General features: G+C 38.1%; 17 protein-coding genes. 6 read left to right on the top strand and 11 right to left on the bottom strand.

Annotated elements, in window-relative coordinates:
* Positions 1-40: 40 nt before the first annotated feature.
* From ctaF to cyoE, 5 genes are all read right to left on the bottom strand, one after another.
* A complete protein-coding gene (gene ctaF / locus KO561_RS08220; protein ID WP_231096629.1) occupies positions 41-358 on the bottom strand; it encodes a cytochrome c oxidase subunit IVB in 318 nt (105 codons plus the stop codon).
* A 3-nt stretch (positions 359-361) separates the two neighbouring features.
* The gene (locus KO561_RS08215; RefSeq protein ID WP_231096628.1) at positions 362-985 is read right to left on the bottom strand and encodes a cytochrome (ubi)quinol oxidase subunit III; all 624 of its coding nucleotides are present in this window, start codon (positions 983-985) and stop codon (positions 362-364) included.
* Positions 985-2,838, bottom strand: a complete 1,854-nt coding sequence (gene ctaD / locus KO561_RS08210; protein WP_231096627.1) for a cytochrome c oxidase subunit I — start codon at positions 2,836-2,838, stop codon at positions 985-987. The genes KO561_RS08215 and ctaD overlap by 1 nt, the downstream gene beginning before the upstream one ends.
* 40 nt (positions 2,839-2,878) lie before the next feature.
* Positions 2,879-3,934 carry a cytochrome c oxidase subunit II gene (gene coxB, locus KO561_RS08205; protein WP_231096626.1) on the bottom strand — a complete coding sequence of 352 codons (1,056 nt, stop codon included), beginning with the start codon at positions 3,932-3,934 and terminating at the stop codon, positions 2,879-2,881.
* 85 nt (positions 3,935-4,019) lie between these two features.
* A complete protein-coding gene (gene cyoE, locus KO561_RS08200; protein ID WP_231096625.1) occupies positions 4,020-4,955 on the bottom strand; it encodes a heme o synthase in 936 nt (311 codons plus the stop codon).
* A gap of 504 nt (positions 4,956-5,459) precedes the next feature.
* Here cyoE and KO561_RS08195 point away from each other — a divergent pair.
* The gene (locus KO561_RS08195; protein ID WP_231096624.1) at positions 5,460-6,386 is read left to right on the top strand and encodes a COX15/CtaA family protein; all 927 of its coding nucleotides are present in this window, start codon (positions 5,460-5,462) and stop codon (positions 6,384-6,386) included.
* Positions 6,387-6,429: 43 nt separating this feature from the next.
* On the opposite strand, the gene ftsW is transcribed toward KO561_RS08195, so the two are convergent.
* On the bottom strand, positions 6,430-7,629 hold the full coding sequence (gene ftsW / locus KO561_RS08190) for a putative lipid II flippase FtsW (RefSeq protein WP_231096623.1): 1,200 nt from the start codon (positions 7,627-7,629) through the stop codon (positions 6,430-6,432).
* 167 nt (positions 7,630-7,796) lie between these two features.
* Positions 7,797-8,087 (bottom strand): Fpa/YlaN family protein, encoded by a 291-nt coding sequence (locus tag KO561_RS08185; protein ID WP_231096622.1) that lies wholly within the window; start codon positions 8,085-8,087, stop codon positions 7,797-7,799.
* A gap of 207 nt (positions 8,088-8,294) precedes the next feature.
* Here KO561_RS08185 and KO561_RS08180 point away from each other — a divergent pair, with 207 nt between their 5' ends.
* Positions 8,295-8,783, top strand: a complete 489-nt coding sequence (locus tag KO561_RS08180; protein ID WP_231096621.1) for a hypothetical protein — start codon at positions 8,295-8,297, stop codon at positions 8,781-8,783.
* An 88-nt stretch (positions 8,784-8,871) separates the two neighbouring features.
* Complete coding sequence (locus KO561_RS08175; RefSeq protein ID WP_231096620.1) at positions 8,872-9,468, top strand: YhcN/YlaJ family sporulation lipoprotein; 597 nt, start codon at positions 8,872-8,874, stop codon at positions 9,466-9,468.
* Positions 9,469-9,509: 41 nt separating this feature from the next.
* Here KO561_RS08175 and KO561_RS08170 read toward each other — a convergent pair whose 3' ends face one another.
* Positions 9,510-9,788, bottom strand: a complete 279-nt coding sequence (locus tag KO561_RS08170; protein WP_231096619.1) for a hypothetical protein — start codon at positions 9,786-9,788, stop codon at positions 9,510-9,512.
* Positions 9,789-9,890: 102 nt separating this feature from the next.
* On the opposite strand from KO561_RS08170, the gene KO561_RS08165 reads away from it, so the two are divergent.
* Positions 9,891-10,124 carry a YlaI family protein gene (locus KO561_RS08165; RefSeq protein ID WP_331000841.1) on the top strand — a complete coding sequence of 78 codons (234 nt, stop codon included), beginning with the start codon at positions 9,891-9,893 and terminating at the stop codon, positions 10,122-10,124.
* A 251-nt stretch (positions 10,125-10,375) separates the two neighbouring features.
* On the opposite strand, the gene KO561_RS08160 is transcribed toward KO561_RS08165, so the two are convergent.
* Entirely contained in the window at positions 10,376-10,723 is a 348-nt protein-coding gene (locus KO561_RS08160; protein ID WP_231096617.1) for a YlaH-like family protein, read from the bottom strand.
* Positions 10,724-10,859: 136 nt separating this feature from the next.
* Between KO561_RS08160 and KO561_RS08155 the strand changes: the two genes are divergently transcribed.
* Positions 10,860-11,033 (top strand): DUF5325 family protein, encoded by a 174-nt coding sequence (locus tag KO561_RS08155; RefSeq protein ID WP_231096616.1) that lies wholly within the window; start codon positions 10,860-10,862, stop codon positions 11,031-11,033.
* Between the two features lie 9 nt (positions 11,034-11,042).
* On the opposite strand, the gene KO561_RS08150 is transcribed toward KO561_RS08155, so the two are convergent.
* Both KO561_RS08150 and KO561_RS08145 read right to left on the bottom strand, forming a co-directional pair.
* Positions 11,043-11,843 carry an inositol monophosphatase family protein gene (locus tag KO561_RS08150; RefSeq protein WP_231096615.1) on the bottom strand — a complete coding sequence of 267 codons (801 nt, stop codon included), beginning with the start codon at positions 11,841-11,843 and terminating at the stop codon, positions 11,043-11,045.
* 135 nt (positions 11,844-11,978) lie between these two features.
* On the bottom strand, positions 11,979-12,179 hold the full coding sequence (locus KO561_RS08145; RefSeq protein WP_231096614.1) for a hypothetical protein: 201 nt from the start codon (positions 12,177-12,179) through the stop codon (positions 11,979-11,981).
* Between the two features lie 178 nt (positions 12,180-12,357).
* On the opposite strand from KO561_RS08145, the gene KO561_RS08140 reads away from it, so the two are divergent.
* Complete coding sequence (locus tag KO561_RS08140; RefSeq protein WP_231096613.1) at positions 12,358-12,978, top strand: YktB family protein; 621 nt, start codon at positions 12,358-12,360, stop codon at positions 12,976-12,978.
* Positions 12,979-12,999: the final 21 nt, after the last annotated feature.

The raw sequence follows: 12,999 nt of genomic DNA, 5'->3' as shown, positions 1-12,999 counted from the left end.
AATTGTAAAAGGCCGGGATTCCTCCCGGCCTTTTAATATCCTACCACCAAACAATAACAGTTAAAGTAAGAACTGTTAAAAAGGCGACAGCCATTCCGCCATAAATCATCAAAGCAGGCATCTCGTGTCCTTTATGACTCATGTGCATAAAGTAATAAAGTTGAAATCCAACTTGCACAATAGCAAGTACTATTAAAATTGGAATAACAAAATATTTACTTAGCTCAGCCATTACCATACCAAATGCTACAATCGTAAAGGCAATCATGAGTACAAACGTGATCACTTGTTGTTTCATCTCTTCCTTCCGCTGTTTTTTGCGGTAGTTAAGAGCCGTAGAATTGGTGTTTTCAGACATTGATTAACCCACCTTTCCTATTAGGTAAACAACTGTAAAGATGAATACCCATACCACGTCTATAAAGTGCCAGTAAAGACTAGCAATATAAAACTTTGGTGCGTTGTAAAGATTCAGTCCTCTTTTTGCATTTCGAGCCATTAGTGTAATAATCCACAATAAACCGAATGCAACGTGTCCACCGTGAAATCCAACTAATGTATAGAACGCAGAACCAAATGCGGAAGAACGGAATGTAAAGTGTTCTCCATGAATGTAGTGATAAAACTCATAAATCTCACAACCAAGGAAACTTAGCCCTAATAGAACTGTAATTCCTAACCATAGTTGCATTTTACCAAAATCATTGTTTTTCATGTGGTACATAGCGTACACACTAGTAAGTGAGCTTGTAAGAAGCAACATCGTCATGATGAATACTAATTCTAATCCGAATAGTTCTTCAGCAGTCGGTCCACTACCTGTTGAACCTTTTAATGCCAAATAAGTACCGAAAAGACTTGCAAACAATACTGTTTCTCCGCCAAGGAAGAACCAAAATCCTAGAAACTTATTTTTACCTTCAAGGGTGGCTTTTTCAGGACTTTCTGGCATGACTTCAGGGTTTAAAGAGTGATCATGACTCATTATTTAGCCCCCTTTTCAAGATCTTCTTTATGGATATGGTGTCCTAGATCATCCTTCACAGAACGTACGAACATAGTACCTAATGCAATTCCCATACCCACAAATACTAATGATAACCAACTTATGTCATCTACTTGATAAATAAAGCCAAATCCGGCAATAAAGAATCCAAGTGACATGACAAAAGGCAAAATCGAGTTATTAGGCATATGAATATCACCTAATGGTTCTGCTGGTGTCATTTCTTTACGCCCTTCCGTCTTTTCGACCCATAAAGGATCTAACCCACGAACAAGTGGAAGTTGTTTAAAGTTGTAATGCTCTGGAGGAGACGGAATAGTCCACTCTAGTGTACGGCCATCCCACGGATCTCCTGCGACCTCCTGTTTTTTCAAGGAAGTTGTGATGACATTGATAAGGAACACAATTGTACCAAGTGCCATGAAGAACGCACCAATTGTACTAATTAAGTTACCTGTATCTAAGCCTTGATCTGGTAAGAATACCCAATAACGACGCGGCATACCCATTAATCCAAGGAAATGTTGAATAAAGAACGTTAAATGGAAACCAATGAAAAATAACCAGAATGTAAGTTTTCCTAGCTTCTCATTTAAAATTTTACCAAACATTTTTGGCCACCAATAATGAAGGGCAGCGAATATACCAAATACAACTCCACCGACAATAACATAGTGGAAGTGTGCAACTACGAAATAAGTATCATGATATTGGAAATCTGCAGCTGCTGCTGCCAACATAACACCTGTCGTTCCCCCAATGGTAAAGGTAGGTAAGAAACCTAAAGACCAAAGCATCGCAGAGTTTATGGTAATGTTTCCGCCCCACAGGGTTAATAACCAGTTAAAAATCTTTATACCAGTTGGAACAGCAATCGCCATTGTCGCTACCGCGAAGATAGAGTTAGCTGCAGGTCCAAGACCTACCGTAAACATGTGGTGAGCCCAAACCATAAATCCTAAGAACCCAATTAAAACGGTAGCAAATACCATCGCGGTATATCCAAATAAACGCTTTTTCGAAAAGGTAGAAATAACTTCACTAAATACACCGAAAACAGGTAATACCAAAATATATACTTCAGGGTGTCCAAAAATCCAGAATAAATGCTCCCAAATAATGGAGTTACCACCCATTGCTGGATCAAAGAAACCAGATCCAAACATACGGTCGAACATTAATAAAAATAATCCTACAGTTAAAGCAGGGAATGCAAATATGATCAATACACTCGTTACAAATATGGTCCAAGTGAATAGTGGCATACGCATGTAAGTCATACCTGGCGCACGCATGTTAATGATAGTAACTAAAAAGTTTATTCCACCCATTAAAGTACCCGCACCAGAAATCTGTAGACCAAGTATGTAGAAATCTACGCCATGCCCTGGTGAGGTCGTGGAAAGTGGTGCATATGCTGTCCAACCTGCATCTGGGGCACCACCTAGGAACCAACTTGCATTTAGCATTAATCCACCAAATAAAAACAACCAAAAACCTAAAGAGTTTAAAAATGGAAACGCAACATCTCGCGCCCCTATTTGTAAAGGAACGACTGCGTTCATAAATCCAAAAAGAATTGGCATTGCTGCAAGGAATATCATCGTTGTTCCGTGCATTGTTAAAATCTCATTATAAAATCCTGCGCTAACAAAATCATTTGCTGGTTTTATTAGCTGAATACGAATCGCCATAGCTTCCAGTCCGCCAACTAGGAAAAAGAAACCACCAGCGATCAAATATAAATGTGCAATTTTTTTATGGTCCACTGTGGTTAAGTAATCCCACAAGAAAGCGCCAAAGCCTTGCTTGTGTGTAACTGCTGTACTCACGCTTATAAACCTCCCTTAAACCTGATCCATCCCGTTATTTTTATTCATTGCCAGCACTTTCTGGTGTAATTTCCGATGGTTGTAATTGAAGTAAGTAGTCCGCAATTTTGCCTGCTTCCTCTTCTGTCAACTCAGGATAGTTTCCAGCCATTTTATTTCCTGGCTTTAATTCATCCGGATTTAACAACCAATTCACGATAGTTTCTTTGTCATGTTCTAATACACCAGCAACTTTTGTTCTATCCCCGAAGTTAGTTAGATTAGGTCCAACTGCTGCAGGTGAAGAACCAATAGCGTGACAACCTATACAGCTATTTTCTTGGAAAAGCTTTTGTCCTTCTTGAGCACTAGCTGTTTCTGGTTGTGCTTCCGGATCAACACTCTTCATGTCCTTCTTCCATTGTTCAAACTCTTCTGGACTTACAGCAATTACTTTAAAGTCCATTAAAGAGTGTGAAGGTCCACAAAGCTCAGCACATTTACCATAGTAAACGCCTTCTTCATAGGCTTCAATATACATCGTATTTTCATTCTCTGGATTTGCGTCCATCTTACCTGAGATAGATGGCACCCAGAAAGAGTGGATAACATCACTAGACTTGAGATTCAAATATACTCGTGTATCTGTCGGAATATATAAGTCCTGACTAGTTTGGATGTCTTGATCATTGTAACTAAAGTGCCACCAATATTGGTTACCCGTTACGTTAATGTTCAAAGACTCATCCGCTTTTGATTCGTCGGCTAGATCAAAAGTAGCTCTTACAGTTGGGACTGCAATTATTATCAATAGGATAATAGGAATGACAGTCCAGATGATTTCAAGTGCTTTATTCCCCTCAGTTTGCTTCGGAATAAAATCTTCCTTACCCTTTTTCTGTCTGAACTTTACTAAGACCATGGTGTATACAATCATTACCACTAAAATCACAAATACCATAACCACTAAGGAAATGATAATGAGGTTTAAAGATACTTCCGCTCCATAACCTTCTGGAACAAAAGCGGTAAGGTTTTCTTTCCCACAGCCTGAAAGTACAAGTAAAAGTGAGCTAAATAAAAACAGAGCTCGGAACTTTCCCATCCAACCTTTCATGAAAATGATACCTCTCTTTCTTTCTCTTCATCCTTCAATTTTTTATTATAAATTAGAATATGGAAATAATTACTCTAATTTCTAACTAGAAGATCGTACTAGGTACTGTCACGATAATCATGGTTAAAAAGAATATCGTTAAGTAACTTAAGGAGTACACAAACATCCTGTTTGCCCACTTTAAGTCATTTCCTGTCTTAAACCCACTTATACCTAAAGCTAACCAACCTAGATTTAACAAGGTGGCAATGACAAGAAATACTGTTCCTAGTGAGAACAACAAATATGGTAATGGAAGCAGACAAGTCACATAAACCACAATTTGTCGTTTCGTAATAGAAAACCCATGTACCACTGGTAGCATTGGTATTCCTGCAGCCTTATATTCTTTACACTTCTTCATAGCAAGTGCTAGGAAATGAGGGGTCTGCCAGATAAACATAATGACAAAAATAATAATTGCTGCCACATGGAGATTAGGATCCACAGCGGCCCACCCTATTAAAGGAGGAACTGCACCAGACAAGCTTCCTATTGCTGTGTTAATGGTGTATCTACGTTTCGACCACATCGTATAAAGTACAACGTAAGCAAACCAACCAAATGCACCAAATAAAGCTGCTTGTACAGTTGTGAAGCTAAGAAGAATGATACCCAAAACAGATATACCAATTCCTAAGCCTAAAATTACCTTGAGTGGAATCGTGCCTGTAACCGTTGGTCTAGCTTTGGTTCTTTGCATGATATGATCGATATCCCGATCGTAATAGTTGTTTATAATACAACCACCAGCAATAACCATTCCTGTACCAATCATCGTTAATAAAAAGGTTACCCAATAATCGGCAAAAGAAGCATTATTGTAAAAGAGGGCAATCCAAAATCCTGCAAAAGCTGTCATGAGATTGGAGTTAATAATCCCTACTTTTATAAGAGCCATAAAATCTTCCCATAAGGTAGATTCCTTTTGATTATCTGTTTGACTAATTACTTGCGTAGAAGAAACTTCCACCTTATCCATTTTACAACCCTCCTTCCGAGTTGCACAACCATTACTTTCCAAAAGAAAACCATTTTATCATTTCCTGTTTCTTTTAGTAACGAAAGCTAGGCACATACAAACATATTGTACCATGTATTCTCTTCGGTTTCTATTTGGCTTACTCATCTTCACAAATTTGACAATATTGTGACCGTGACCGAATTGTTAACTAATACGTTGACTTATGTATATAGAGCTTAGAATGCTTTCGTCAAAAAACTAAAAGAAAAGGCTTGGAAGCCTTTCTATAATGGTACATATATCGAATTGTGTAACAGTACGCATAGGATATGCATGTGCGGCTTCCCCGTTTCCCTTATTTATTTCTAGCAAACAAACTTCGACAATGCAAGTGTTTTTGAAGAATTTTATTAGTGAAAAAAACAGGCAAACATGGTACTATTGCTCTTGTATGTTTGAGCAAATGCACGACTATATATCTTCCTAATGAATGAATTAGTCGAATAGAAGCAGGGTGAACGTATGATCAAATTTTTAAGAAAATTATCGGTTATTGCGACAATCATCATGGTACTCGTCTTAGTCGGGGGTGCACTGGTTACGAAAACGGACTCTGGAATGGGTTGTGGAGCAAATTGGCCTATCTGTGAAGGAGAAATTACCCCACAGCTCGTCATTGAATTAAGCCATCGGCTTGTTTCTGGTCTTGCAGGGGGCATCGTACTCTTACTTTCCATTCTTTCCTGGAAATATTACGGATCAATTAGAGAAGTGAAGTTTCTAGCCTTTACCTCCACATTCTTTTTAGTTGTCCAAGCATTAATTGGTGCAGCGGCTGTATTATGGCCACAATCCGACTTTGTCATGGCTACGCATTTTGGAATCTCATTGATATCCTTTGCAGCTGTTCTTTTATTAACGCTGTTAATTTTTGAGATTGACCACAAATTGGATGCCCAATCACTAGTCATTGATAAAAGATTTCGAAAACATTTGTATTGGTTTACCGCCTATATTTTATTTGTAGTTTACACTGGCGCCCTTGTTCGCCACGCAGATTCAAGCATGGCTTGTACAAGCTGGCCATTTTGTGTGAATAGCAAACCTCTTGTTTTCAATTACCATTTTGGACAATGGATACAAATGGGTCACCGTTTGATTGCAGGTATTGCTTTTATATGGACGATTATTCTCTATCTTCAGGTCCGCAAACATTATCGACATAACCGAGTGATGTATTGGGGTTGGACTATTGGAGTAGCTCTAATGGTCTTACAAGTAATCTTAGGTGCATTCATTATATTTACCTTTGTTAATTTAGGAATTGCGTTAACACACGCTCTTGTCATCTCTATTTTCTGCGGTTTGTTGAGTTATTACTTGTTACTAGCATCCAGAAGTGCAGCACAAGAAAAAGAGCAGGCGGACCGAGAACTGAATATTAAATAAGAGCACAACTAAGCCCCCTACCTGCTGGTAGGGGGCTTAAGTATTATTGATGAAGACTTCTTCTTCGTTTCACGACTTCTTTATTAAACACTCGTGGATCATCGAATGGCTTCTCGTGATCTTTAGAAACAAGCACTTCTTTCGCACGAACTTTCTTAGCGATATTATTTAAAATTCCCATCGCGATCATTAAGGTGAGGAGCGAAGAGCCCCCGGAGCTAATAAACGGCAATGGTACCCCTGTAATCGGTAGGATACCACTAATTGCTCCTAAATTGATAAAGGTTTGAATCCCTATCCAAGAAGAGATACCTATCGCAACTAGTGATCCAAAGCTATCATCACATAAACGTGAAATATAAATGCCGCGTAATACGATGATTGCTAGTAAGCCAATCACAATAGCAACCCCAATGAAGCCAAGTTCTTCCGCGATAACGGCCATGATAAAATCTGTGTGTGGTTCTTGAAGGTACCCTAATTTTTGAACACCTTGACCTAAACCTTCACCAGCTAGTCCACCCGTACCGATTGCCACGTACGACTGAATTAAGTGATAACCGTCTGTCTGCGGTGTTTCAAATGGCATATATGCCCCTGTGAACCTCGCTATCCTTTCTTTCGTCACCATTTGCGTGGCAGCCAATCCCATAAATATAACTCCTGTGGCAATAAGAATAGAAAGGTGCTTCATTCGAATTCCAGAGCTAAAAATAACGGAGCAAGCAATCATAAAAATAATTGCCCCAGTACCAATGTCTGGTTGTAAGAAGATCAATCCTAGGATGATTCCTGTCATAATAAGCGGTGGTAGAACTGCTTTACTAAAGTCCGAAATATAGTCTTGTTTTTTGGAATAAACAGAAGCTAAGTATAAGATAATTCCTAGTTTGGCGAATTCGGATGGTTGGAACTGAAAAGGTCCAATTTTCAACCAAGATTGCGAGTTGTTTACATCTTCCCCAAAGACTAACACAGCTACTAATAAAAGGATGACTCCCAACACGATTACCTTCATGAGCTTTTGCAAGTGCTTGTAATTAAAGAAGGACATTATGGCAAAGGGTACTAACCCTATTAAAAACCATTGAAGCTGCTTTAACATAAAATAATTGCTAGGAACATCATATTTTATAACGGCAACTACCATGCTAGCGCTATATATCATAACAACCCCAAATGCTGTCAGGATCAAAGGAGTAATGATAAGGGTAAAGTCAAAATCTTTCCATCTTTGTTTCATACAGAGATACTCCTTCTGTTTTGATCGATTTCATAATATCTCTAATATATCATATTCTTGTAGGATTCTTAACAGAAATAACAAGGTTCTTTTCCTATATTTACATTTCACAAAAAGGATATAAAAAAACCTTGCCGTTTGTTCGCCAAGGTTCATCCATCATACTATTATGATTTTTGCGCTGCTTGTGCAGCTTCATGTAGAACATTTAATTCTCTTTCTAGATTCTCTAATAGAGATTTACCATCCTGCTCCGATACAAGATTCAACCGGACCGCAAAATCAATCTCTCTAGATAGACCAAACATTTGTGTATCTAAAACCTCTTCATATAAAGGGCACTGGGGCATAGTAAGATTGTCCATTTGAACCTTAATCAATTGCAATATTTTATCAGCATCGGCCTCTAGAAGGGCGTAGGCTTTTTCACGATCACTAATAGCCACCTCTGGAATCACATAATCCCCTCCTAATAACAGACTTTCTTCTATTTATATTAGCTGTAGTAGCAAAAAAATGCAAGAAAGGAATGAAAAGTTCCAATTAATTCTATCCCTTTTTTTTACCTCGAATTCTTCTTTAATGAAAAAGGATCGAAGGTTTGTTATTCTAGAACAGATAACTTATGAACAGAAGCTATAAGAAAGAGAAAGGTTGTTCGGGATATGATAGTTGAAATTGAAGGGAAAGTACAATATCCAATTACCCTGGACCCAACGGTTTGGATATTCGATGATCGAAAGGTTTTATTAGAAGAAGCGTTTAAAACGGAATCTAATGAGGACGTAGTAACAGACGAGCTTGAACAAGCTTCCCTCCGATTCGATCGAGAGGTATATCAACAGAAAGTGAAACCCCCAGTTACTAACAGTATTGCAAAGTATAATCGAAAAGAGCTTTTAGAAAACTCCTATGTAATGCCGATCAGAGATTTTCTAAACACTGCAGAAATAAAACCGGAAGCAAATAGTGTCGAGTTAGTATCGAGGTTCGGAAACGAAACAATCAGCATAGACCAATTAAGAAATAGTCTACTTTTATTTTCAAATGCGGGTAAACCACTTTACGATGACGGCCCTATTCACCTTTACTTCAAGGATGGTTCCAACCAAGAATCCCCGATTAAAGGAATTAGCCGAATTATTCTTAAATAGAATCCAAATTGTTCGATGCATAAATAACGGTTTTCATCAAAAACTAGCCATACATAGATTATGTGTATTAGGCTAGGAGGAAAACGAAATGTTGAAAACATATCTCGCTGTTGTAGGATTCCTATTTTCTATGCTGTTAGTTGGATGCCAACAACAAAATGAGGAGAGCTTACCTCAGGAAGGAAATCAGAATCCGACTATACAAGTAAAAGATTCAGACCCACAAGAACGTGAAAATCTATCGAACAGTGAAATCGCCAGCCATCTGGCTAATGTAGCAAGTGAGGTTCCGAATGTTTACCATGCAACTGCTGTCGTAGCTGGTCCTTATGCGGTCGTTGGAATTGATGTCGATAAAGACTTAGATCGCTCAAGAGTTGGAACGATTAAGTATTCCGTAACGGAAGCCCTCCAACATGATCCATATGGTAAAAATGCTGTAGTGATTGCGGACGCTGATGGTACGGAACGGATAAAGGACTTAGCCAGAAAAGTACAAGAAGGACACCCTATTCAAGGAGTCGTGGATGAACTATCCGCTGTGGTTGGAAGGTATATGCCAGAATTTCCGATTAACGAAGATCAACCTAGTGAGCCAAATGAGAATAAAGAAGTAATTCCTGAGGATGAACAGAAGAAGCTAGACGATGTAGAGGAAGACCAATCGAATCACCACATGGATTAAATAAAAAACCAAGGACTTTTTTGCGAGTCCTTGGTTTTTTATTATTTTACTTTCTCTTCTTGTTGTTTCACTTCATTATAGTAATGCACTCCGAACTGGGACCCTTCAGAAACCATTTTGGCGTTTTCTTGTTGGTCTAGTTCCGGCATACCCGCCTTATCTATGGATGTTTGGTTTTTCGTATTCTCGTTTACTAATGTATGTTTTGCTTGTTTAAGCTTGTCCATAACCATGGTGCGGTTTTCTTTTTTACGAAGAAAGTAACTGGCTCCCAAACTAAATGCACTTGCTACAGTTGATACTAACCATCTTTTTTTCAATTGTAACACCCTTTCTTTCGTTCTTACTCCCCCATTCCCTATTTTCTAAAGGGCAAAACAATTTTGATAGAGCTTTTCCATGATGAATGATTATGTGATAAAATGGAACCTACAAGGATAGAGGTGATTCGAATGCGAGTAAAGTGTGTACTTTGTGACTCGATCGAAAAGATTGACAGCAATTCCTTACAAGCTAAACGCCTAAGAAACCGACGAATTCATATGTATATATGTCAATCCTGTTATGATCGAGTGGGAGAAAATACGAAGAAAAGACACGAAACAGGTAATTTCAATTTATATAAAGAGAAGAAAAAAGAAGATTCTCTTATTTAGTAAAACAAAAGCGCAAGCGCCCGGTTAGCAACGTACGGACTGGACTGAACCGTAGGAGATAAAGGAAACACGATGAGCGAATGCGAATCGATGTTGACTTATCGTACAGAGGTGAGGGAAGTCTCGCTAGTTGCTGGGCGCTGGAGCTGGACGTGGCTATTGCAGTAACTTTATCCACACCAGGCAAATTTCTTAAATTCCTGGTATAGTAGAACAAAAAAAGCGACGTTATGTCGCTTTTTTCATTTGATTTAGTTGCCTGCTTTCGCTTGTCTCGAACGGTGTAATCGATAGCGGTAGACCGCTAAAATTATGGCAATTATAAAGAGGCTCTCCGCCATCGGTAACTTAAGCCCAAACCAAGAAATGATCGTGCAACCGATGAACAAAAATATATACACAACAACGGACTTTAACAAAGGTAGCTTCCTTGCAAAACCCAATTTATATGTAATAATAGCAAGAATTGTTATAGTAATATATAAATAAAAAAAACCTAACAAGAGATTCGGACCATTTTCTCCATTTGCTAAGACATTAAAAAGAAAATCAACAATTGGCAGATGATTTCCAACGTCAATTACAGTTTGTTCTTTCATATGATTTGCATTCCCCTCTTTCAATCTGTCATTCCTATCATACTAAATTATAGACTAGGGTGCTACTGTTCCTAAATTATTTTCCTATCTACTTGGAATGTTTTATACTAAAAGATAGAGAAAAAGAGGTGATAACATGAAAAATATACAATACCCGATGTTAGCCATTGCCATCCTCGTCATCATAGCTTTTAGTCTTGTTGGAATAACAATTGTATATCGGAATTATTGGTTAGCTGGCACGTTTTTTATTTTAGGATTTGCCATAATGGGATTTGGTTTACGCAAAAAAGGAAAAGCTACGGAATAGTGGCTTTTCCTATTTTAATTCTATGTAGTTTCTATAAACTTCTTCGTGAATGTTTGCGTTAGACGATAAAATGGTATTATCTTGCAAGAAGTCTAGCGGCTTACCATCCGCTTTCGTCGTCTTACCCCCAACCTCGTTAACAAGAATTACACCTGCTGCGATGTCCCATGGGGAAAGCTTCATGGTTACGTAACCATCTAGCATTCCTTCTGCTAAATAGGCAAATTCTAAAGCAGCGGATCCATAGGAACGGGTTCCCCTCACTCTTCTTACAAGGTCCTGCATTTTCTTATGATTCACCTTGTTATTCTCACAAGTCCAGAAACTGTTAAGCGCAAAAATCGATTCTTTAAGTTGCTTATTCTCTAATAATGGGAGCTTCTCGCCATTTTTATAGGCACCCTCATCTCTTTTTGCGGTATATAGGATATCGTCCATCACGTCGTAAATAAGACCTATTTCTCCTACTCCATTCTTATAAATACCAATAGAAATAGCAAAGTTCCGTTTTTGGTGTACAAAATTCATGGTCCCATCAATTGGGTCAATAATCCACACCGTACCATCCATATTTTGTAAGGAATCTCCAAAACCTTCTTCACTAATTAGGGAATGCGATGGATACTTTTGTTTAATTCTTTCCACAAAGAACTTTTCAGTATTCTTGTCCATTTGCGTTACTAAATCATTTGGGTTTGATTTCGTGTCAATCATTAGCGGTTCCCCGATTGACTCTCTGATTAAATCTCCAGCTTCTCGAATCCACTTAATAGCCTGATTATATATATCATCTTTTGCACGGGCATCCATTCACATAGCCTCCATATCCTTTTATTTACTATCTTATCAGACTACATTTTGAGATGCATCTCTAATAGACTTTAACCTTAACTAGTATCTGACAGTAGTATTTAACTATCCCATTAAGTGCAAAAAAATCGAGCCCTAGAGCTCGAATGGAGTTGATAATTCAATAAGCTGATTTCTCAGCTCTTTCAATTTTTCAATAGCCTTTTGTTTCTCTTCTTCATTTTCTTCTATCATCGCATCGTGTAACGTAACCAGCTGATAATCAATATCTAGCTTAATGCCTGGGAGTTTTTGTTCTGCTTCCCTTTTTCTTAAGGCTTCCATGACATATTTCATGACTATTTATCCCACCTTTGGCGATCGTTCTTGCCAGCATCCACATCTGGTTTAGTTAGAAACATAATACCCTCATTTTCCTTTCACTAAACATAAGGCAACTTATTTCCTATTGACATCTGGACTATGTTAAAATTTTGCCTAGAAACAATCAATGCGATGAAAAAGGAATGATTCGATGACATTTACAGGATTTGAAGCAAAAGACTTTGATACATTTAATATCGAAGGTTTAGAGGAGCGGATGGAAGCCATTCGTTCTAGAATACAACCGAAATTCCAGGCTATTAGCGAGGATATAGCCGATGACTTATCACAGCTTGTGGGACAAGAAATGCACCTTCACATTGCCCAACATGCTAGAAGAACGGTTAATCCACCTAAGGATACTTGGTCAGCATATTGTCATAATAAGAGAGGGTATAAAAAGCATCCTCACTTCCAAATAGGTTTATTTGATGATCATGTGTTTGTCTGGCTAGCCTACATTTATGAACTTCCTACGAAAAGCGAAATTGCTACCAAGTTCTTGGATCATTTGGATGACATCTCTTCCACCATACCGAAGGACTATGTTATTTCATTAGATCACATGAAAAAGGAATCAAGCTCTGTTGGAGAACTTGATTTGAAGGCTGCTCTTGACCGTTTCCAAAAGGTTAAAAAAGCAGAGTTCTTAGTAGGAAAACACTTTGCAAAAGATAGTTCCATCATTAAAAATGGGGATGCCTTTATAATTGAGGTTAAGGATATTTTCTCTACCCTTTCCCCTCTCTACAAGCTTTCTATGCACGATTAAAAAATTTAAAGAACAGATAAT

It is taken from the genome of Radiobacillus kanasensis (genome assembly GCF_021049245.1).
GTDB lineage: Bacteria > Bacillota > Bacilli > Bacillales > Amphibacillaceae > Radiobacillus > Radiobacillus kanasensis.
Note: the sequence above shows the minus strand (reverse complement) of the source record. Positions and strands in the feature narration are given on the sequence as shown.

Bases quoted from the DNA above. Each gene is read 5' to 3' on its own strand.
- ctaF (WP_231096629.1), bottom strand. From the start codon at position 358: ATGTCTGAAAACACCAATTCTACGGCTCTTAACTACCGCAAAAAACAG.
- KO561_RS08215 (WP_231096628.1), bottom strand. From the start codon at position 985: ATGAGTCATGATCACTCTTTAAACCCTGAAGTCATGCCAGAAAGTCCT.
- coxB (WP_231096626.1), bottom strand. From the start codon at position 3,934: ATGAAAGGTTGGATGGGAAAGTTCCGAGCTCTGTTTTTATTTAGCTCA.
- cyoE (WP_231096625.1), bottom strand. From the start codon at position 4,955: ATGGATAAGGTGGAAGTTTCTTCTACGCAAGTAATTAGTCAAACAGAT.
- KO561_RS08195 (WP_231096624.1), top strand. From the start codon at position 5,460: ATGATCAAATTTTTAAGAAAATTATCGGTTATTGCGACAATCATCATG.
- ftsW (WP_231096623.1), bottom strand. From the start codon at position 7,629: ATGAAACAAAGATGGAAAGATTTTGACTTTACCCTTATCATTACTCCT.
- KO561_RS08180 (WP_231096621.1), top strand. From the start codon at position 8,295: ATGATAGTTGAAATTGAAGGGAAAGTACAATATCCAATTACCCTGGAC.
- KO561_RS08175 (WP_231096620.1), top strand. From the start codon at position 8,872: ATGTTGAAAACATATCTCGCTGTTGTAGGATTCCTATTTTCTATGCTG.
- KO561_RS08165 (WP_331000841.1), top strand. From the start codon at position 9,891: ATGGAACCTACAAGGATAGAGGTGATTCGAATGCGAGTAAAGTGTGTA.
- KO561_RS08160 (WP_231096617.1), bottom strand. From the start codon at position 10,723: ATGAAAGAACAAACTGTAATTGACGTTGGAAATCATCTGCCAATTGTT.
- KO561_RS08155 (WP_231096616.1), top strand. From the start codon at position 10,860: ATGAAAAATATACAATACCCGATGTTAGCCATTGCCATCCTCGTCATC.
- KO561_RS08150 (WP_231096615.1), bottom strand. From the start codon at position 11,843: ATGGATGCCCGTGCAAAAGATGATATATATAATCAGGCTATTAAGTGG.
- KO561_RS08145 (WP_231096614.1), bottom strand. From the start codon at position 12,179: ATGAAATATGTCATGGAAGCCTTAAGAAAAAGGGAAGCAGAACAAAAA.
- KO561_RS08140 (WP_231096613.1), top strand. From the start codon at position 12,358: ATGACATTTACAGGATTTGAAGCAAAAGACTTTGATACATTTAATATC.